We start from the raw sequence: 19,172 nt of genomic DNA, 5'->3' as shown, positions 1-19,172 counted from the left end.
GGGTGTCCGCACCGAACTTGATTCCCCACATCCGCGGCGCACTGGCCAATTTGCGGCCCGCCGAGCGCAAAGTCGCCGAAATGGTGCTGAGCGACGTCGACTTTGCGATGCGCGCGAGCATCACCGAACTCGCGCAGCGCGCGGACGTGTCCGAGCCTTCCGTCACGCGCTTTTGCCGCGCGATCGGTGCGCATGGTCTGCGCGACTTCAAGATGCAATTGGCGCAAAGCGTGGCGGGCGGGGTGCCGTATGCGTCGACGGCGGTTGCGCGTGATGATGATGCTCAGACGTTGATGGACAAGGTGGGGGAGGCCGCTGTCGATGGGATTACGCATGCGTGTGGTGCGTTGGATCCGGCAGTGTTTGAGAGTGCGGTTGGGGCGTTGTCGAGCGCGGGGCGGGTTTTCTTCTTTGGCGTTGGGTCGGGCTCGGGACTCGTTGCGCAAGATGCGGCTTTAAGGTTTTTGCGGCTGGATATCGCAGCTACTGCGTTTACCGATGGTCATTTGCAACGGCTTTACGCGGGTCTCATGGAGCCGGGTGATGTGGCGTTTGCGATTTCGCATTCGGGACGCAGCGTCGAAGTGAATGAAAGCATTCAGATCGCCAAGGAGCGTGGCGCGACTACGATTGCGCTGACTAATGTGGGCTCGCGGCTCGCGTGGCTTGTTGATATTCCGCTGCTGCTGCGCGTGCCGAGCCCGATCGATCCGAATACGCCAGGGGTGTCGCGGCTCGTGCATCTGTGCATCATGGATGCGCTGGCGATCGGCGTCGCGTTGAAGGCGAGGCCCAAGACGCTTGAAAAGATGCGGCACGCGAAAGCGCGCTTGTCGTCACATGAGCCGGAGGCGGCGGGCGACTGAAGCGAGCGTGATGCGCGTGCGGATGCCTGTGCGCCACGCAGATCCAAGCTCGCCGCGGAGGCCTTGACGGCGGGGCCTAGCGGTCGTTCTCGTCTGAAAATGCTTCGGTGACAGCCTGCACGATTTGCGCGCTCAGCTCCGGCCGCTCGTCAAACAGCGGATAGCGCTTGCGCAAGCTGTTCGATACGCTGTTGCCGTTCTGCCGGACGCTGCGAATGATGCCGTCCAGATCGTTGTCCGGTGCTTCGAGAAATTCCTTGATGGCGCGCCGTGCTGTGTCGTTGGCGTGAAGAAAGCGCGCTTCGGTACGCATTTCGTGCGTTAGCGTCACGTCGATCACGTTGGCCAGATAGATGACGTGTGCAGTCAGATCGGGGTAGCGCCAGGCGGGCAGCGCGTCGTCATAGGCCTGAAAATGCAGGTTGTATTCGACACCGTCTTCCGCGATCTCGGTCTTGCCGAACGTGTACCGGTCCGCATAGTGTTTCATCAGCGGGCGCGAAAAACGTTCGAGCACCTTGTCGTAAGCGGCGCGATCGCGCGTGCTGTGAGTGATCGTAGCGGACACCGGCAAGATGATAGGCGCAGATACTGCGCCGTCGCGACGCAGAATGTCGTTGATCAGGAAGCGCGATATGCGGCCGTTACCGTCGGCCATAGGGTGCACATAGACAAAGCCGAACGATGCCGCGGCTGCGCGCACGATCGACGCCCCCCCTTCGGTGCGTTCCAGAAAGCGGCTCAGCCCCGCCAGCATCGTTTCGATGTGTTCCCAATGCGGTGCGATGTAATCGACCACCGGTTGATAGCGTGCGACATGTCCCACATACACCGGTGAGCGGCGGATGCCATAACGCAGCGCCGACTGCCCGAGGATGCCGCGTTGCAAGACGTCGAGCGTTTCAGCGTCGAACGGATTCGCATGCTGTCCGCATTCGCTTTCCATGACCGCAGCGAAACGGCGGATTCGGTCCTCTTTGTCCTGCTCATGTTCGATCAGAAAGCTCGCGCGGCTCTCTTTGACCGTCAGCCAGACGGCGCTGCGCATGATCAGATCGATGCCATAGTCTGCTTCCAGTTCGGCGAGCGGTGCGGCAAGGTCGTAAGCTTCGGCGCGGCGAACCGCTTCGACACGTCGAATCACCGGGCAGAAGTCCCGATTGCCCGGCAGGTTGTCGCGCACGCGCCAACGCGGGTTGTTGACCGGGGTGCCTACGATGAAGTCCTCGGGATTCAACGCATCGACATAATTTCCTCGGGAGACGCCCGGCGCGTCCAAGGGCTCCGGCATCAGCCATTCATAGAAGAAGCAGGCACGGCGCGCATAGGCGCCCGTGGGCTCGCGGGCGATCCATGCCTCCAGTTCGCCGCGTACCGACTGCAGTGCATAGAGCCGCGCGAGGAATTCCAGATGAATGCCCTCGTGCCGGAAGGCGAACGTCAGGTTATCGGTCAGGCTGGCGGTGGGGCGATAGGGCTCGGGATATACCTCCCGACGAATATCGCCGTCGGTGGACGTTGAGCGAACCCGTCCGATTTCGCTCTGAACGGCGAACGGGTGGACCGGTACGACGCCGTACGTGTTGGATAGCCATTGATAACCGATATGCGGCATGATTTTCGATCCGGGTGGCGGGGACGCGCGCGAGGACAGGTTGTTTCGCTCAGTTTCGCGCAGCTTCGATTACTTGGCTCGCAAAACGATTACAAAATACATATTTTATAAAAAAACGATTATACGGCGTCCGGGCATCGTTTCGATTACTGGGCTCGCAAAACGCTTACAAAGCGGCCATTTTCAGAAAAAACGATTACTTTGCCCTCGTCGAGGCATTTTTCAGGCCTCGCCCGCCACCGCCATCCACCCAAACCGCCGCGACAACCTCAGGGTTGCGGTGCGCAAAGTCTGCGCGGGGCCCCCCGCGATCTCGCTATCGAAGCTGCCGCTCGGCCCCATCAACGCGAGCACCAGACAGATGCTGCCGGTATGGTCCAGCACCGGCGCGGCCAAGGTGTCGATGCCAGGCACCGGCCGGCTCAATGCGGTATCGATGCCGTCCGCGCGGATTTGCGTGAGCCGTTGCGCATAGGTTTTTGTCAGCTGCGGTAGCGATGGCGCGGTGTCTTTGCGACCTGAGGCCGTGCCTGGATTTTCAGCCCCCGCCCCCGCCCCCGCCCCCGCCCCCGCCCCCGCCCCCGCCCCCGCCCCCGCCCCCGCAAAAATCTCCTCCGCTCCAGCCCCTGCCAGCCGCAAATGATCCTGCGCCAACAGCCCATTGCGCACATCGTCCGCGACATACGCAGCAAACACCCGGCCGATTGCCGTATTCACCAGCGACATCACCGTGCCGACCCGCAGGCTCACATGCAGCGGCCGCGCCGATTCTTCCAGGCGCACGACGGTCGGCCCGAGCGGGCCGAGCACCGCCATCGCGACACTCATTCCCGTCGACGCCGCCAGTTCGACCACCTCCGGCTCGGCTTCCCGCGTCGGCGACAAACGCTGCAAGCCGATCAACCCAAGCTCGAGTGCGAGCGGCCCGGCTTCGAAACAACCGGCAGCATCCCGATTGAGCAAGCCGATCTTGAGCAGACTCACCAGATGCGGAAACGCTTTGGCCGGCGGCATGCCCGCAGCCGCGGCAAGGTCGCGCAAGCTCAACGGCCGCGCAGCGGCAACCAGCGCACCAAGCAACTCGCCGGTGCTATCGAGCGACTGGATACCGCGCTGCGGTTTCGCCTCGGCGGATGCGGCGGAAGTGGGGGAACTGGCAGAAGCGCTAAAGCCCGCGGAAGAGGTGTCGAGAGAGGTGGTCACGATGCAGAAGAAGCTACCAAGGAAGGCGCTGCCGAAAGTTCAGCGCCGATATCACGAGCAGCGGCAAGCAGCGCGCGGGCCGTCGGGCCATCGGCGGCGACGTCGATCGCGCCGGTCGAGCCGATCACCGTCAGCGCCAGGCACAAGCGGCCGCCCGCATCGAGCACCGGCGCGCTCAAACTGCTGATGCCTGGACTCGGCGCATCGACGCTGCATTCCAGGCGGCGTGCGCGGATTGCGTCTAAAGCAGCTTCGAACGCGGCGCTTGCGTCAGGTGGCGTCATCGCGCTACCCAACGAGCCCGACTGATTCGCCCACATCCCCTCCAACGTTTCGCGGGGCAGATAAGCGCAAAACACGCGCCCCGTCGACGTGGCCGGCAGCGACATCACCGTGCCCACATGCAGATTCACGTGCAATGGAAAGCCCGCATGCTCATAGCGGACGATGGTTGGCCCTTGCGACCCGGCAATACAGATCGCGACGCTGAACCCAATCGCTTCGGCCAACGCCGCGACGCGCGGCACCGCGGCGCGAAACGCCGGTTGGTTCTGCAGATGCATCAATCCAAGCCGCAACGACAGTGGGCCGGGTTCATAGCGGCCCGACAGTTCGTCACGTTTGATCAGACCTAAGCGGCTCAAGCTCACCAGATAAGCATGCGCCTGCCCCGGCGCAATCTGCGCGGCGGTGGCGAGATCGGACAACGCGAGCGGACTGCGCGCCTGCGCAAGCGCCAGAAGCACGCGGCCGCCGACCTCGACGCTCTGAATCCCGCGCTGCGTCTTGCCGCCATCTGCCGTCTCGCTGCCGCCCGCGCCTTTGCCGGTGGCTGGTTTTGCTGCTTTGCTCACACCCGCGCTCGTCCGTAAAAAGGGTCCATGTTAGCCGAAGCCTGCGCGAAAACCCGCGCCTTCATGTCGTCATCTTAGACGTTCAGAAGTTTGCATATAGCGATACATTTCGCTATTGACAAATAAACTCGCCCGGCCATAAGATGCATTCACCCCGACATACCGGTGCAGTCACAGAGTCAAAACGGGGCGAGACAAGCTCCACTACAGTCAGCCTGCGCATCTGAAATCTGAACGCGCGTAGCCGGCCGTCTCGCCTCACGTCCAACTTTTGAGGGAGACAAACATGGCAAAGGCATTCGCATCCCAGGCCGACCTGGAAGTCAAGAAAGTCACATGGACCAAGCTGTCCGAGAACGCTTACGCGTACACCGCTGAAGGCGATCCGAACTCGGGCGTGATCATCGGCGACGACGGTGTGCTGATCGTCGACACTACCGCCACGCCGGCCATGGCGCAGGACCTCATCGCGAAGATTCGCAGCGTTACCGACAAACCGATCAAGTACGTCGTGCTGTCGCACTACCACGCGGTGCGCGTGCTCGGCGCGTCGGCGTATTTCGAAGAAGGCGCGCAGGAAGTGATTGCGAGCCGCGGCACGTACGAGATGATCGTCGAGCGTGGCGAAGCGGACATGAAGTCGGAAATCGAACGCTTTCCGCGCCTGTTCGCGGGTGTTGAGACAGTGCCGGGCCTGACGTGGCCGACGCTCGTGTTCGAAAAAGAAATGACACTGTTCCTCGGCAAGCTCGAAGTGCGTATCGCGCATCTGGGCGCGGGTCACACGAAGGGCGATACGGTGGTGTGGCTGCCGTCGCAGAAGGTGTTGTTCTCCGGCGACCTGGTCGAATACGACGCAGCCTGCTATTGCGGCGATGCTCAACTCGAACAATGGCCCGCCACGCTCGAAGCACTGCGCGCGCTGAAGGCCGAGAAGCTGGTGCCGGGCCGCGGTCCCGCCTTGACCACGCCGGAAGACGTCAACAAGGGCCTCGATTACACGAAGGACTTCGTCACCACGCTGCTGCAGCAAGGCCGCGAAGCCGTCGAACAGAAACTCGATCTGAAGGCCGCAATGACGCACACGCGCAAGGCGATGGACCCGAAGTTCGGCCACGTGTTCATCTACGAGCACTGCCTGCCGTTCGACGTCTCGCGTGCCTTCGACGAAGCGAGCGGCATCACGCATCCACGCATCTGGACCGCGCAGCGCGACAAGGAAATGTGGGACGCGCTGCAAGCCTGATAAGCGCATAGAAATGCCGGAACGCGCCAAGCAGAGCAGAGAAGGACGGAGACACAAGATGAGCATCAACTACCAGACGCTGTCGTTCGAGTATCAGCCGTGCCGCGAACAAAGCAGGCAAAGCGATGCGGAGCAGACGACTTATCCCGTGATCGTGGTCGGCGCGGGACCGGTGGGCCTCGCTACCGCGATCGATATCGCGCAGCAGGGCGTGCCGGTTGTGCTGGTCGACGACGATGGTTCGTTATCCACCGGTTCGCGGGCGATCTGCTTCTCGAAGCGTTCGCTCGATATCTTCGATCGGCTCGGCTGCGGGCAGCGGATGGTGGACAAGGGCATCAGCTGGAATGTCGGCAAGGTGTTCCTGAAAGATGAACTGGTGTACACGTTCAATCTGCAGCCGGAGGCGGGCCACCACCGGCCCGCGTTCATCAACCTGCAGCAGTACTACGTCGAAGGCTTTCTGCTCGAACGCGCGCAGGAGATGCCGAATCTCGAGATCCGGTGGAAGAGCAAAGTGGTTGGCGTGCAACAGAACGGCACGCCAGGTACGCAAGACGCCAGCGTGACGCTGACCGTCGACACGCCCAACGGCCAGTACCCGTTATGCGGCCGCTATGTGGTGGCCGCCGACGGCTCGCGCAGTCCGATGCGTAATCTGATGGGGCTCGACAGCAAGGGCGTCACATTTAAAGACCGCTTCCTGATCGCCGACGTGAAGATGGAAGCGGAGTTTCCGACCGAGCGGTGGTTCTGGTTCGATCCGCCGTTCCATCCGCATCAATCGGTGCTGTTGCATCGTCAGCCGGATAACGTGTGGCGGATCGATTTCCAGTTAGGCTGGGACGCCGATCCGGTGCTGGAAAAAACGCCGGACCGTGTGATCCCGCGCGTGCGTGCGTTGCTCGGACCGGACGCGAAGTTTGAACTGGAATGGGTCAGCGTCTATACGTTTTCGTGTTTGCGCATGGAACGCTTCCGGCATGGCAACGTGCTGTTCGCGGGCGATTCCGCGCATGGCGTGTCGCCGTTCGGCGCGCGCGGTGCGAATAGCGGCGTGCAGGACGCGGAAAACCTCGCATGGAAACTGGCGATGGTCCTCGAAGGCGAAGCCTCCGACGCGTTGCTCGACACGTATGCAAGCGAGCGCGAATTCGCCGCCGACGAAAACATTCGCAACTCCACGCGCTCGACCGATTTCATTACGCCGAAGAGCCCGGTTAGCCGCGTGTTCCGCGATGCTGTGTTGAAGCTCGCACGGCATCACCCGTTCGCGCGACAGTTGACGAATAGCGGCCGCCTCTCGGTGCCGGCGGTGTTGCGTGATTCCCCGCTGAATACATCGGACAGCGACAGCTTCGAAGGTCTGATGGTGCCGGGGGCATCGTGCGTCGATGCGCCGGTTCATGCGGCGGGGCAACCGGCATGGCTGTTACAGCAACTCGGCCAGCAATTCACGGGCGTGTTGTTCTGCGGCTCGCAAGCTATCGATCAGGCGACGCAAGCTGCGTTCGATGCATTGCGAAGCGGGCCGATTCCGCTGAAGCTCGTTGTGGTGACGAGTGGTGATACGCAGGTCGCGGCGGTTTCGGCTGCAACGGTGGTGCGCGACATGGACAGTCTTGCAGCCGCTCGTTATGACGGCAAAGCTGGCACGTTCTATTTGATCCGCCCGGACCAGCATGTCTGCGCGCGCTGGCGGCAACTCGACGTGAGCTTTGTGGAAGGTGCGTTGAAGCGAGCGTTATGCGTGGAAGGCACGGCCTGAGGGCGGGGCAAACGCAGCGAAGATGGCACAGGGCTAAAACGTGGTGAGCGCGGCAGGCGCATGATTTGCAGCGCATGCAGCCTGGCCGACACACGCAGCCCAGCAGCCCATCGGCAAAAGCAAATAGGAGGAGACAGTCATGGCATTGAACACGCAACCCAACCTTGCCCGCCCCGACGATTTCTACGAGGCGCTGATCGATATGCATCGCGATCTCGATGATGCGCAGAGTCAGTCGGCCAATGCGCAACTGATCCTGTTGCTCGCCAACCATATCGGCGATCACGCGACGCTGCTCGAAGCGATGCGGCACGCACGCGAAGGCGTGACCGACGCTTCGGTGCAAGGCGCACAGGCGCATCTGTGCGGCCGCATGCCGTTCTAGTAGAAACCAGAAACGCGGCGCATCAAGACGCCGGACCCAGCGGGTCCGTTGGACCCTCACGTTTGGAGATAACCGATGAGCCAATCCCTCGCCCCCACGCACGCGCCGGGTGCATCCGCTGCTGTGCAAGACGACCTGTTATATCGCAAGGTCTCGATGCGGATCATTCCGTTTCTGTTCCTGTGTTACGTGGTGTCGTTTCTCGACCGCATCAACATCGGCTTCGCGCAGTTGCAGATGAAGCACGACCTTGGTTTTAGCGACGCCATGTACGGTTTAGGCGCAGCGGTCTTTTATATCGGCTATGTGTTGTGTGAAGTGCCGAGTAACATGCTGCTGGCGCGCTTCGGCGCACGCCGCACCTTCACGCGGATCATGCTGCTATGGGGCATTGCATCGGTCGGCATGATGCTGGTGTCGAAGCCCCCGCATTTCTACGTGCTGCGGTTCATGCTCGGTGTGTTCGAAGCAGGGTTCTTCCCCGGCATCGTGCTGTATCTGACCTATTGGTACCCGGCGCGGCGGCGCGCCGCCGTGCTGTCGATTTTCTTCGCGGGCGTCGCGGTGGCGGGGGTGCTCGGCGGCCTGGTGTCCGGCTGGATCATGCGCGATATGGGCGGCGTGATGGGGCTGTTCGGCTGGCAATGGATGTTCGTGATCGAAGGCGCGCCAGCCATCGTACTCGGTCTGCTCGCCGCGTTTTATCTGGTCGACGGTCCGCAACATGCAACGTGGCTCAACGCCGCCGAGAAGGCGCAACTGATTGCGCAACGCGATGAGGATCGCCGTGTTTCATCGGACGCACATTCATCGCGCTCCGTCATGCAGGCGCTGCGCAATCCGCGGGTGTATCTGTTCGCGTTCATCTATTTCTCGCTCACCTGCGCGTCGTTGACGCTGAACTTCTGGATGCCGTTGATGATTCGCGACTTCGGTGTTCACGATGTGCTGGCGATCAGCCTGTACACCGTCATTCCGAATGCAGTCGGCGCAGTGGGCCTGATTCTGATTGCGCGCAACTCGGATCGCCGTGGCGAACGGCGCCGGCACTTTGCGGTTTGCACGGTCGGCGGCGGCATCGCGCTTTCCCTGCTAACGCTGCATTTGAGCAGCTTCCCGGCGATGCTCGCGATTCTCTCGCTGGCAGCCGTGCTGATCTTCGCCGCGTTGCCGATTTTCTGGACCGTGCCGTCGGGCTATCTGTCCGGCACCGCGGCGGCGGCCGGCATTGCGCTGATCAGCAGTATCGGCATTACGAGCGGAATTGTCAGCCCGTGGGTGATCGGTTTGATCAAGACGCACACCGGCAGCATGGACAATGCGCTGTATGTGCTGACCGCGCTGCTGTTTGTCAGCGGTGTGGCGTTGCTGATTGGCGTGCCGAAAGAAGCGAAGCGCATCTAAAGATCGAACGGGGTCGAACGTCATATCGGGTAGAGTCGCGCGTATTCCCTTGCGACCACGCGTCTAACGTCCGAACCTTCGCGATGTATTCGATCGAACTTATTGCGTTATCCCATGACGGTCCGCCCGACATTTCGTTGTGGCGGGTCGATTTCGCTTTCGACACCTCACTGGACAACGCCGTCTTCGCGGCGCTCAGCGATGATGAGCGCGCGAGAGCCGGCAACTTTCGCCGCCACGAAGATGCGCTTCGTTTCGCGTCCGTGCGCGTGGCGCTGCGCGAGCAACTCGCAAGTTATCTCGGCATTGCGGCGCACGCTGTCCGCTTCACGCTCGATGCGAACAACCGTCCCTGTCTCGCCGATTCCAATGCATGCGACTTCAACGTCTCGCATGCGGGCGCGCATGGACTCATCGCGATGTCGTCGTGCCGACGCGTCGGCGTCGATATCGAGCAATACAGCGATACCTTCGATTGGCGTTCGATCGCATCGTCGACGCTTGATTCAAGCGAAGCGGCGTGGCTCGAGCGGCTAGACGTCACGCAGCAGATCGGTGCGTTTTACGACGCATGGGTCGCGAAAGAGGCGTTCGTCAAAACGACGGGCGTGGGCATCACGCGCGGCTTACAGCATCTGACGGTGCTGCCGCGCGACAGCACGCTGGTGACGCTACGCAATGAGACTTCGGATGACATGCGCGAGATCGCTGCGCGCTGGATCTCGGCGCCGGAAGGTTATTCCGCATGCGTGGCGTGGTCGACGAAAACGTTCTGCACTAGTTGAAAACGCAAGGTTTCGGCAGCGCCGCCGCAGGCCATGAGCGCCTGTTCCGCAACTAACGGTCAGCCGCGCAAGGCGCCCCCGGATATGATGGCGAAATGCCGCAGCAAGCTTGCCGCACCCTTATCTACCCACGCTAGCCAATGCCGACAAAAACGCTCGACGCCGCATCGACCGACACGTCCACCGAAGCGGCGCAGCGCCTGCCCACCTTGATGCTGGCCGCCGGTCTGTCCTTAGGCAGCGCGATCGCACTGGGCCTTGCCCGCTTCGCGTACGCGCTGCTGTTACCGTCGATGAAACTCGACCTCGGCTGGAGCTTCGCTCAAGCTGGCGCGATGAATACCGCCAATGCGCTGGGCTATCTGCTGGGCGCGCTCGCTTTTCCGCGGCTCGCGCGCCGCTGGTCGGCCGGTGTGCTGTTCGGCGCTGGCTGCGTGACCACTGCGCTTCTGATGGCGATCAGCGGCCTGTTTGCCGACACGCATTCGCTGCTCGCGTTGCGCGTGATCACCGGCGCAAGCAGCGCGGCGATTTTCATCAGTGGCGGCGTGCTGGCGGCGCGGCTTGCGTCGGCGAGACCGCACGATGCGGGATTGGTGCTCGGTTTGTATTACGGCGGGACCGGTTGGGGCATCGTGGTCTCGTCGGTGCTGGTGCCGTTGACGATTTTCAACGTCGCGCATGGCTGGCAGTTTGCGTGGTTCGCGCTGGCGGTGGCATGCGTGGTGTTCGCCGCGATCGCCATCGGCGCCGCGAGGAAAGTCGAAAGCGCGCATGTCGCCGGGTCTTCTGCCGCGCATGTTTCCGGTATCGCCGACGCGCCACGTTGGCCGCGTTTCAGCCCCGCGCTGGCAGGCTACGGTTTGTTCGGCGTTGGCTATATCGGCTACATGACGTTCATCGTCGCGCTCCTGCGCAACGCGGGCATCAGCGCGGCGGTGGTGACGGGCTTTTACCTGTTGCTCGGCGTGGCGACCGTGGTATCGGCGCGCGTGTGGTCCGGTCTGCTCGACCGCATGCGCGGTGGTCACGCGCTCGCGATACTCAACGCATTGCTCGCGGTGGCGACGCTGCTGCCCGCGTTGTTCACGCAACCGTGGGTGGCGTTTGTCTCCGGCGTGCTGTTTGGCGCGACGTTTCTCTCAGCCGTCGCGTCGACCACAGCTTTCGTGCGCCACAATTTGCCGGTGAGTCACTGGGCCAAGGGCATCAGCGCATTCACGATCGTGTTTGCGTTCGGACAGATCGTCGGGCCGATGGTGATCGGCTGGGTCTCGGATGGCGCCGGTCTCGCGCGCGGGCTGGTTTATTCCGCGTTGCTGCTGGCGGCGGGCGCGGTGCTGGCGGTTTGCCAGAAGCCGTTACGCGGAGTCTGACATGATGTCTGGATGCGCGACAGCAACTCCGTATCGCTGCGCGCACGCGCAGACGGTTTGCGCCCGAGCCATGCGTAGAAGCCGCTGGTGGAGACCTTCAGCAGCCGCGCCATCGTGGCGATGGACCAGGTGGCCTGATACTGTTGATTTGCCTTGAATTCCAACCCAACCAGCCGGAACGAGATGTTTGGCTGGTTGGGTGCACAGGAGAGGGAGTCGAGTGGACTAACGCATTCCCCCGCTGGCGAGAAGTTGCTCGCCGGTCAGCCAACGTGCGTCGTCTGATGCCAGAAAGACCGCTATGGCCGCGATGTCATCAGGCTGGCCCAGACGGCCGAGTGGTGTCTGGCTGAGCACGGCCGCGTCGAAAGCGGATCCGATAATCCCCGCGCTGTGCGTGCCTTCGGTCACGATAACGCCCGGATTGACAGCGTTCACACGGATCTTTTTCGGACCCAGTTCACGCGCCAACACCCCGGTAATGGCGTCGACCGCGCCTTTGGTGCCGCTGTACACGGCACTGGCCACCGGGGTAATGCGGCTGACGACCGAGCTTATGTTGATGATGCTCGCGCCCTCGCCGAGGTGCTTTATCGCGGCCTGTGTCGTGAGCAGCAATCCAAGTACGTTGATGTTGAACTGCCTATGGAAGTGCTCTTCGGTGATCTCTTCGAGTGGAGCGAACTCGTAGACTCCCGAATTGTTCACGAGGATATCGAGACGGCCATAAGTCTCGATGGCAGCATCGATAATGCTTTGCGCATCTGCCGCCTTCGAGACATCACCGCCCACGGCGATCGCCTTACCATTGGCAGCTGTGATGGCCGCGACGACGGTCTCGGCACCGGCTTTGCTGGTGGCATAGTTGACCACCACCGACGCACCTTCTGCAGCGAGTGCCTTGGCAATGGCGGCGCCAATGCCCTTGGACGCGCCCGTTACGACGGCCACCTTACCTATGAGCTTATTCATGATCGTGTCCATTTGAAGAGGGTTTATGCGGGACTGAACGTCGAACATTATGCGGATCCATCTGCATTGCGACAAGGCGAACTGCAACGAGCAGTGTGTTGTCAAGTGCCGACCAGCCTTGTGTGGACGTTCAGGTCATCAGTGATTCTTCGAATCTGGAGTCGCACGGTCCAGACTCATCATGTTAGGTCGGAGCGGGTTGATGCAATCATCTATTGAACTCGACCCAATCAGACACCAACGGGTGAGGCGGGTTTGAATACGCCGACAAAACGGTAGATCAGAAAACTGACTGCACCAAAAGCCAGTGTGAGACCGACAAACGCCAGCTGCAACCGAACGTTCCAGCCGGGTACCGTGTGGAGAATAATTCCCATTAGCGCCACTCCCACCAAAGCGCCGATCTGACGGTTCGCATTGAGAGCTGCTGCCGCGCTGTTTGCGTAGGTGCGTCCGGCAATCTGCATCGCCAGAGTAGTCATCGCTGGTATAGCAACAGCGATAAGCGAAGACATGGTAGTCACACAGAGTAGCAATAGCGGATAGGGCATGTACGTTTGACCGGCCGCCACGGTAAGCGCCATTAGCGCTGCGGCGCCAGAGCAAACGAAAATCACTTTGGGCATTCCGAAACGCGCAGAGTAGCGAGATGAGGAGAGGTTGCCTGCTGTAATTCCGATCATTATGGGAAGAAGTTGTAAGCCGGCCTGTAGAGCGTCCGCGCCACGCGCCTGCTGTAGATACAAGCTCAAAAGGAATATCAGCCCAAACATACCGAAGTTGAAGAGGAAGCCAATGACATTGATTGCCGTAAAACTGGAGGTCTGGAACAATGCGCGCGGCAGCAGCGGATGGGCGCCCCTACGCTCCTGTTGCACAAGCGCGATCACTGTCACGCCAGTGATGGCCGCAGCAGACATCACAGGCGCAGAAAGCCAGCCGAGATTCGGCCCTTCGATCAGAAAGAAACTCAATGCGCCCAATGCAAGCACGGCGAGTCCATGGCTGATCAGCGATAGCGGGTGTTCGTGTTTGGGCGTGGCAGGGATCAAGAATTGTGTCAGTCCAATACCGAGCACACCAATCGGTAAATTAATCAAAAATACGCTGCGCCAGCCGAACTGATGAACCAGCACGCCACCGATCAGGGGTCCGACGGCCGATGACGCCCCGACCATAGCTGACCAGATGCCAAACATTTTTATACGCGCCTGTTCATCCTCAAAGGTTTGGGTGAGCAAGCTGAGCGAGCTCGGCATGAACATCGCCGCACCCGCTCCCTGTAACAAGCGCGCGCCGATGAGAACGCCGCCGCCTGGCGCGATTCCGCATAAGGCGGAACTCAGCAAAAAGACTGTCAATCCCGCTTGATAGATTCGCTTTGATCCGAGGCGGTCGGCTAACGCTCCGCCAGCTAGCAGTAGAGCGGCAAAGGTCAGGGTGTAACCATCGACCACCCACACCAGGCCGGTTAGCGGAACCGACAGATTCAGAGAGATGTCCGGCAGAGCGACGTTGACCGCGGTTACATCGATCATCGCCATGACGAAGCCGATCGCCAGTGTCAGCAGAATCAGCAGGCGACCTTTTGTCTTCGGGACCTGAGCGTTATCGAGGCTCAGTTTAGTCACCGTGTTCATTATTTCCAATCCTTGAGTGTCAGGCGAACTACATAACGATCTTTCCGATGCGCTCGCCCGGTTCCAAGCCTCGAACCAGTACGCCGCGATCATCCGCATGGCCACTGCGGTAAAGTGACAGACCTGTACTTTAGTTTAATGTTACGGACAGGTCTGTGACTTTGTCAACTACATCAGCGAAATGAGCGGAGCTTGCGGATATGAAAGCAGGTGCCCGACCCCGGCGCGGCGCCCCTACGGCTTTCACGCAATCGGAGAATTTGTCAGTCGTTGATTGATCGTGATTTTTGGATCGAACCGCCAGAAATTGCACGGAAGGTACGCTTACTCCTGGTTCGGCCGCAGGGCGACAGACGGGATGAACGCGCGATCAGAAGCGCTGCGTCACGCCAACGATGGCGGCCACTGCGTGCTCGAGTAGGTTGAACCGCTGAAGTTGGCAACAGCGGCCTTGCCCGTCGAGTCCGTGCCTGCCGCGGCTTCGTAGAAGCCGTCCGCGTAGAGCGACGTGCGCTGCGCGCGTGCCGTAGACAAGGCCCGAAGCGGCCCAGTCGGCGCCCGAGGCGAACGTTCTGGTGGCATCGTTGCTCGCCGAGTATTGGCGCCCGGCGGTGACTTATCGACATAAGCTTTATGCGTCGAAGAGGCTTTGCCTACGCCACGATGCACCGGCCCGCGCCATGAACTATCTTTCGCTTTATATCGTTTAAGCGTTTCGTTATACAAATCACGAGAAGAAGATTAGAAACGGATTCGAGTTTGCGGTGACGTCCTAATGGTTGAAATTTCCCGCGACTTGTTTCTGTTCTCGGCCTGCGGGACGTTCATCGGGTACGTCACATCCCCATTCAGGCCACGCTTCAGTGAATTTTCAACTCAGGAGACTAGGCATTCCCAGAATACCGGGCGACTGTCTCAAGAACGTACACTCGTCGCTTGTTCCCTGCGCTGAGAGAAACCGTGCCTGTCATCACCTGCATCGAAGATTTACGCGTGCTTGCTCAGCGGCGTGTGCCGCGCATGTTCTACGACTATGCCGACAGCGGCTCGTGGACCGAAAGTACCTACCGCGCCAATGAAAGCGACTTCCATCGCCTGAAGCTGCGCCAGCGAGTGGCGGTCAACATGGCGGGCCGCAGCACGCGCACGGACATGATTGGCCAGGAGGCCGCCATGCCCGTGGCGATCGCGCCGACGGGGTTGACCGGCATGCAACATGCCGACGGTGAAATCCTCGCGGCGCGTGCTGCGGAGAAGTTCGGTGTCCCGTTTACCTTGTCCACAATGAGCATCTGCTCGATCGAGGACGTGGCCGCTCAGACCACCAAGCCGTTCTGGTTCCAGCTTTATATGATGCGCGACCGCGATTTCATTGTGCGGTTGATCGAGCGTGCTCGCGCGGCACGATGCAGTGCCTTGATGCTGACGCTGGACCTGCAGATCCTCGGCCAACGCCACAAGGACATCAAGAACGGGCTGTCGGCGCCGCCCAAATTGAGCCCTGCGAACCTCATCAACCTCGCGACCAAGCCGCGCTGGTGCCTTGGCATGCTCGGCACCCGGCGGCGCACATTCGGCAACATCGTCGGTCATGCGAAGGGCGTGGGCGATCTGTCGTCCCTGAGCTCGTGGACCGCCGAGCAGTTCGATCCGGCGCTGAGCTGGGCAGACGTCGAGTGGGTCAAGAAGATGTGGGGCGGCAAACTCATTCTGAAAGGCATCATGGATGTCGAAGACGCGCGCCTTGCCGCCGACAGCGGCGCTGACGCGTTGATCGTCTCCAACCATGGCGGCCGTCAACTCGACGGTGCACCTTCTTCGATCTCGGCGCTTCCCGAGATCGCACGCGAGGTCGGCTCGCGCATTGAAGTGTGGATGGATGGCGGCATCCGCAGCGGACAGGACGTGCTCAAAGCCGTTGCGCTCGGCGCGAAAGGCACGCTGATCGGCCGTAGCTTCCTCTATGGCCTGGGTGCCATGGGCGAGGCGGGTGTCACACAGTGCCTGCAGATCATCCACAAGGAACTGGACCTCACCATGGCCTTTTGCGGCCACACGGACATCCGTCAGGTGGACGAGCGGATCCTGCTGCCTGACAGGCGGTGAAGACTGACGCCCGGCGCGACACCTGGCGTTTGCGGGCATACCTGGCGGTAGCCGATCAAACGGGCGTTCATCGCCCGGACGCGAAGGGGCCGCGCCCTCAGTTGAGCATTCGCCTCATGAGCAAAATGATGCGGAGCAGATCTCAGCTCTTTCTTGACGTCTTGGCGACAAATGGCGTCGGGACGTGCTGACACTTCTCGCTTCCGCACTTCGGGCAAAGTGGGTGGGCGACCTGATGTTCAGCGAGATGTTCAGCGTGCTCGAACAACTCGCCACACTTCTCGCAACGATATTGATACGTCGGCATGCTCTCCTCCAACATGGAATTCCGCCGGCGCTGGCCAGAGACGGCTCGCCAGCACGGTCCAGTACTGTGAAAATTCATTCTAGTGCAGCAAACGCGCAGTCATACGTCTCATCTCGCCCAATGTTCACTGGCTACGACGGCGCCACCCGCGACCCGCGCTTCCGCTGACGGCGGGTTCGTACTAGGCTTGATTGTGGAAGGCAGTCGTCGGCTGGCAAAACTTGACGAACCGCGATCCGCTGACGAAAGCAGCCTCCCGCCCGGTGTTCCTGGCCCCACAGAGCGAGGTCCGATATGCAAATGCTTACGGTAACAATCGTCAAACCCGAAGCGACGAACTTCATCTTGGGGCAAACCCACTTCATCAAGTCTGTCGAAGATCTGCACGAGGCCATGGTCGGTACCGTTCCGGGTATCAAGTTTGGTTTGGCCTTTTGTGAAGCGTCGGGTAATCGCCTCGTGCGCCGATCTGGCACCGACGCCGACCTGATCGAGTTGGCCTGCCAGAATGCCATGGCTATCGCTGCAGGCCACTGCTTCGTGATCTTTCTGGGCGATGGCTTTTACCCGGTCAATGTTCTGAACGCGATCAAGGCTGTGCCGGAGGTATGCAGGATCTTCTGCGCGACGGCGAATCCCACGCAGATTCTGGTTGCCGAGACAGACCAAGGGCGCGGTATCCTGGGCGTGGTCGACGGGTTCCCGCCGCTCGGCGTAGAAAACGAGGAGGGCGTTCAATGGCGCAAGGATCTGCTACGGGCTATCGGTTACAAAGCGTAGACGCGGTTACGTTCATTCGACGACATACGCGTTTGCCACATGCGCACCGGTTTGCCTGAGCCATGGAACATCCACATCTCCAGCCCGGCGCCCTATGGCCGGCCATTCTGCGCCAGACCGAGCATGCGCTGCGTTGCGGTGCACTGCGACCGATAGAGACAATCCAGGTGCTGATCGAAGACCGTGGCATAGGCTTCCTTATCCGTCAGGTCTCAAGTCTCGCTCGCAAGGAGGAAACGCGACAGGCGTCTAAAGATAAGGCCGTGACGTGCAGTACGGTCAGTCCATTCCTTCCTTATGATCCGGATCTCTTTGTGGCCGATATCTCGGACACGCACGTCGCTTTGCTCAACAAGTTCAACGTTATCGACCATCACCTCCTGATCGTCACCCGCAGCTTCAAATCGCAGGAAACGTTGCTCGATCTCGCAGACTTTGCTGCATGGATCGCGTGCATGGCAGAGTTCGATGGCCTTGGTTTCTACAACGGCGGCGCGGACGCCGGCGCGAGTCAACAACACAAGCATCTGCAGATCGTGCCGCTGCCGCTCGGAGAATCAGGTCCGCCGCTCCCCGTTGAGTCCATTCTTGAATCCGCGTGCATGGACGGCCCGATTGGCACGATACCCGGTCTGGCTTTCAGGCACGCGTTTGCCCATCTGGAACCGGCTCCTGCCGGCTCAACGCACGCCGCACACGCCGCGCTCGATTGCTACCACGCGTTGCTCGCCGCGGTTGGCCTGCGAGCGAGCGAGGTGAATGGCGAACTGCACCAATCGGCACCGTACAACCTGCTTGTCACCCCGCGGTGGATGCTGCTCGTGCCACGGTTTTCGGAGCGTGTAGAGGGAATTTCGGTGAATGCGCTGGGGTTCGCGGGATCGCTCTTCGTGCGGGACGCAGCGCAGATGCGAGCAATCGAGAGGCTCGGTCCGATGACCGTGCTGCAACGAGTCGCGGTCTCCCCAGTCATGGGGTAATAGGGCTCGTCAGACGTCTTCGAACGCATTCGGGGTGCCGACTTCAAAAACACCGCTATGAAACAGATATAGACGAATGAAGACGGTCGTTGCTATTTCTCTGGTCACCTAAAATATAGGCATGGTTTTGACCTCAAAGGAGGTTGCCATGACCCAATCGATGATGAGTTTCGTAGTAGGAATCGTGGTGGTGCTGTGCCTCGTGATATTTACAGCGGCACGCTACAGGCGGGAACACAAGGATGACCAGCCGGTTGCCCGCTGGCTGCACGCGCATCCGATCAAGGACTGGCTGCACCATAAGCACTGAAGACGTGGGCGTTCCGTTGCTCGACCGGTAAGCCGGCGTGGCGACAACGCCCCGTTTTTCCCTTCGGCAAACCCGCCTAGATCGCAATCGACGGAATGCTCTTCATGCATCGGAGGGCAAACATCGAGCGGCTATGGCGGATGCCCGCGATCTTATAGAGCTTCTCGCGCAGAAACCGCTCGTAACCCGCCGTACCGTCGACCGCCACTTTGACCAGATAGTCGTATTCGCCCGATACCAGATACGCTTCCAGCACTTCGGTCAACGTCGCCAGTTCGGCGCCGAAGCGGGCGAGCGCGTCGTCGTCGTGACGGTCGAGCGTGACTTCGAGCAGCACCACGTCGGCGAAGCCGAGCTTCTGCTGATCGAGCAACGCGACGTAGCCGCGGATATACCCCTCGGTTTCCAATTGACGCGTGCGATTCCAGCATGCAGTGGTCGACATGCCGACCAGTTCGGCGAGTTCGGCGTTGCTCAGGCGCGCGTTCTTTTGCAGTTCGCGCATGATCTTCCGATCCTGGTTGTCCAGTGGGCGATTTCGGGTGGTCATGGCATTCTCGGAAGTTTATTCAGAT

At 60.8% G+C, this 19,172-nt stretch carries 19 protein-coding genes; 11 read left to right on the top strand and 8 right to left on the bottom strand.

Annotated elements, in window-relative coordinates:
- Positions 1-2 precede the first annotated feature (2 nt).
- The gene (locus tag AYM40_RS34035) at positions 3-866 is read left to right on the top strand and encodes a MurR/RpiR family transcriptional regulator (protein ID WP_063500329.1); all 864 of its coding nucleotides are present in this window, start codon (positions 3-5) and stop codon (positions 864-866) included.
- 76 nt (positions 867-942) lie between these two features.
- Here the strand turns inward: AYM40_RS34035 and AYM40_RS34030 are convergent, their stop codons facing one another.
- The 3 genes from AYM40_RS34030 to AYM40_RS34020 form a co-directional block, all read right to left on the bottom strand.
- Positions 943-2,481 carry a Fic family protein gene (locus AYM40_RS34030; protein WP_063500328.1) on the bottom strand — a complete coding sequence of 513 codons (1,539 nt, stop codon included), beginning with the start codon at positions 2,479-2,481 and terminating at the stop codon, positions 943-945.
- 222 nt (positions 2,482-2,703) lie between these two features.
- On the bottom strand, positions 2,704-3,588 hold the full coding sequence (locus tag AYM40_RS34025) for an IclR family transcriptional regulator (protein WP_063500889.1): 885 nt from the start codon (positions 3,586-3,588) through the stop codon (positions 2,704-2,706).
- Between the two features lie 92 nt (positions 3,589-3,680).
- Positions 3,681-4,538: an IclR family transcriptional regulator gene (locus AYM40_RS34020; RefSeq protein ID WP_063500327.1), complete on the bottom strand. Its 858-nt coding sequence runs from the start codon at positions 4,536-4,538 to the stop codon at positions 3,681-3,683.
- A gap of 286 nt (positions 4,539-4,824) precedes the next feature.
- On the opposite strand from AYM40_RS34020, the gene AYM40_RS34015 reads away from it, so the two are divergent.
- From AYM40_RS34015 to AYM40_RS33990, 6 genes are all read left to right on the top strand, one after another.
- Positions 4,825-5,784: an MBL fold metallo-hydrolase gene (locus tag AYM40_RS34015; RefSeq protein WP_063500326.1), complete on the top strand. Its 960-nt coding sequence runs from the start codon at positions 4,825-4,827 to the stop codon at positions 5,782-5,784.
- 58 nt (positions 5,785-5,842) lie between these two features.
- Positions 5,843-7,552, top strand: coding sequence for an FAD-dependent oxidoreductase (locus tag AYM40_RS34010; protein WP_063500325.1), 1,710 nt, complete (start codon positions 5,843-5,845; stop codon positions 7,550-7,552).
- A 139-nt stretch (positions 7,553-7,691) separates the two neighbouring features.
- Complete coding sequence (locus AYM40_RS34005) at positions 7,692-7,937, top strand: DUF2783 domain-containing protein (protein ID WP_063500324.1); 246 nt, start codon at positions 7,692-7,694, stop codon at positions 7,935-7,937.
- A 75-nt stretch (positions 7,938-8,012) separates the two neighbouring features.
- Complete coding sequence (locus AYM40_RS34000) at positions 8,013-9,341, top strand: MFS transporter (protein WP_063500323.1); 1,329 nt, start codon at positions 8,013-8,015, stop codon at positions 9,339-9,341.
- A gap of 83 nt (positions 9,342-9,424) precedes the next feature.
- Positions 9,425-10,126, top strand: a complete 702-nt coding sequence (locus AYM40_RS33995) for a 4'-phosphopantetheinyl transferase family protein (RefSeq protein ID WP_063500322.1) — start codon at positions 9,425-9,427, stop codon at positions 10,124-10,126.
- A 140-nt stretch (positions 10,127-10,266) separates the two neighbouring features.
- A complete protein-coding gene (locus AYM40_RS33990; RefSeq protein WP_063500321.1) occupies positions 10,267-11,502 on the top strand; it encodes a YbfB/YjiJ family MFS transporter in 1,236 nt (411 codons plus the stop codon).
- A 225-nt stretch (positions 11,503-11,727) separates the two neighbouring features.
- On the opposite strand, the gene AYM40_RS33980 is transcribed toward AYM40_RS33990, so the two are convergent.
- The 3 genes from AYM40_RS33980 to AYM40_RS41010 form a co-directional block, all read right to left on the bottom strand.
- Positions 11,728-12,474, bottom strand: coding sequence for a glucose 1-dehydrogenase (locus AYM40_RS33980; protein WP_063500888.1), 747 nt, complete (start codon positions 12,472-12,474; stop codon positions 11,728-11,730).
- A 230-nt stretch (positions 12,475-12,704) separates the two neighbouring features.
- Positions 12,705-14,114: an MFS transporter gene (locus tag AYM40_RS33975; RefSeq protein WP_063500319.1), complete on the bottom strand. Its 1,410-nt coding sequence runs from the start codon at positions 14,112-14,114 to the stop codon at positions 12,705-12,707.
- 384 nt (positions 14,115-14,498) lie between these two features.
- Complete coding sequence (locus AYM40_RS41010) at positions 14,499-14,696, bottom strand: hypothetical protein (RefSeq protein WP_148662391.1); 198 nt, start codon at positions 14,694-14,696, stop codon at positions 14,499-14,501.
- Between the two features lie 378 nt (positions 14,697-15,074).
- Between AYM40_RS41010 and AYM40_RS33970 the strand changes: the two genes are divergently transcribed.
- On the top strand, positions 15,075-16,220 hold the full coding sequence (locus AYM40_RS33970; protein WP_063500887.1) for an alpha-hydroxy acid oxidase: 1,146 nt from the start codon (positions 15,075-15,077) through the stop codon (positions 16,218-16,220).
- Between the two features lie 142 nt (positions 16,221-16,362).
- Here the strand turns inward: AYM40_RS33970 and AYM40_RS39550 are convergent, their stop codons facing one another.
- The gene (locus AYM40_RS39550; protein ID WP_082855534.1) at positions 16,363-16,527 is read right to left on the bottom strand and encodes an FmdB family zinc ribbon protein; all 165 of its coding nucleotides are present in this window, start codon (positions 16,525-16,527) and stop codon (positions 16,363-16,365) included.
- 294 nt (positions 16,528-16,821) lie between these two features.
- Here AYM40_RS39550 and AYM40_RS33965 point away from each other — a divergent pair, with 294 nt between their 5' ends.
- The 3 genes from AYM40_RS33965 to AYM40_RS42050 all read left to right on the top strand — a co-directional run bounded on the left by AYM40_RS33965 (position 16,822) and on the right by AYM40_RS42050 (position 18,597).
- The gene (locus AYM40_RS33965) at positions 16,822-17,307 is read left to right on the top strand and encodes an adenosine-specific kinase (protein ID WP_063500318.1); all 486 of its coding nucleotides are present in this window, start codon (positions 16,822-16,824) and stop codon (positions 17,305-17,307) included.
- A gap of 62 nt (positions 17,308-17,369) precedes the next feature.
- Positions 17,370-18,287, top strand: coding sequence for an ATP adenylyltransferase family protein (locus tag AYM40_RS33960; RefSeq protein ID WP_063500317.1), 918 nt, complete (start codon positions 17,370-17,372; stop codon positions 18,285-18,287).
- A 148-nt stretch (positions 18,288-18,435) separates the two neighbouring features.
- The gene (locus AYM40_RS42050) at positions 18,436-18,597 is read left to right on the top strand and encodes a hypothetical protein (RefSeq protein WP_181448450.1); all 162 of its coding nucleotides are present in this window, start codon (positions 18,436-18,438) and stop codon (positions 18,595-18,597) included.
- 76 nt (positions 18,598-18,673) lie between these two features.
- Here the strand turns inward: AYM40_RS42050 and AYM40_RS33955 are convergent, their stop codons facing one another.
- Positions 18,674-19,147 (bottom strand): Lrp/AsnC family transcriptional regulator, encoded by a 474-nt coding sequence (locus tag AYM40_RS33955; RefSeq protein WP_063500316.1) that lies wholly within the window; start codon positions 19,145-19,147, stop codon positions 18,674-18,676.
- Positions 19,148-19,172 lie beyond the last annotated feature (25 nt).

Source organism: Paraburkholderia phytofirmans OLGA172 (assembly GCF_001634365.1).
Taxonomy (GTDB): domain Bacteria; phylum Pseudomonadota; class Gammaproteobacteria; order Burkholderiales; family Burkholderiaceae; genus Paraburkholderia.
This window is presented reverse-complemented; position numbering and strand designations above follow the sequence as displayed.

What these genes read in the sequence shown, in the direction of transcription:
- AYM40_RS33990 (WP_063500321.1), top strand. Translation starts at nt 10,267, where the DNA reads ATGCCGACAAAAACGCTCGACGCCGCATCGACCGACACGTCCACCGAA.
- AYM40_RS33955 (WP_063500316.1), bottom strand. Translation starts at nt 19,147, where the DNA reads ATGACCACCCGAAATCGCCCACTGGACAACCAGGATCGGAAGATCATG.
- AYM40_RS39550 (WP_082855534.1), bottom strand. Translation starts at nt 16,527, where the DNA reads ATGCCGACGTATCAATATCGTTGCGAGAAGTGTGGCGAGTTGTTCGAG.
- AYM40_RS33975 (WP_063500319.1), bottom strand. Translation starts at nt 14,114, where the DNA reads ATGAACACGGTGACTAAACTGAGCCTCGATAACGCTCAGGTCCCGAAG.
- AYM40_RS41010 (WP_148662391.1), bottom strand. Translation starts at nt 14,696, where the DNA reads ATGCCACCAGAACGTTCGCCTCGGGCGCCGACTGGGCCGCTTCGGGCC.
- AYM40_RS34010 (WP_063500325.1), top strand. Translation starts at nt 5,843, where the DNA reads ATGAGCATCAACTACCAGACGCTGTCGTTCGAGTATCAGCCGTGCCGC.
- AYM40_RS33965 (WP_063500318.1), top strand. Translation starts at nt 16,822, where the DNA reads ATGCAAATGCTTACGGTAACAATCGTCAAACCCGAAGCGACGAACTTC.
- AYM40_RS34030 (WP_063500328.1), bottom strand. Translation starts at nt 2,481, where the DNA reads ATGCCGCATATCGGTTATCAATGGCTATCCAACACGTACGGCGTCGTA.
- AYM40_RS34015 (WP_063500326.1), top strand. Translation starts at nt 4,825, where the DNA reads ATGGCAAAGGCATTCGCATCCCAGGCCGACCTGGAAGTCAAGAAAGTC.
- AYM40_RS33960 (WP_063500317.1), top strand. Translation starts at nt 17,370, where the DNA reads ATGGAACATCCACATCTCCAGCCCGGCGCCCTATGGCCGGCCATTCTG.
- AYM40_RS34005 (WP_063500324.1), top strand. Translation starts at nt 7,692, where the DNA reads ATGGCATTGAACACGCAACCCAACCTTGCCCGCCCCGACGATTTCTAC.
- AYM40_RS42050 (WP_181448450.1), top strand. Translation starts at nt 18,436, where the DNA reads ATGACCCAATCGATGATGAGTTTCGTAGTAGGAATCGTGGTGGTGCTG.
- AYM40_RS33995 (WP_063500322.1), top strand. Translation starts at nt 9,425, where the DNA reads ATGTATTCGATCGAACTTATTGCGTTATCCCATGACGGTCCGCCCGAC.
- AYM40_RS33980 (WP_063500888.1), bottom strand. Translation starts at nt 12,474, where the DNA reads ATGAATAAGCTCATAGGTAAGGTGGCCGTCGTAACGGGCGCGTCCAAG.
- AYM40_RS34000 (WP_063500323.1), top strand. Translation starts at nt 8,013, where the DNA reads ATGAGCCAATCCCTCGCCCCCACGCACGCGCCGGGTGCATCCGCTGCT.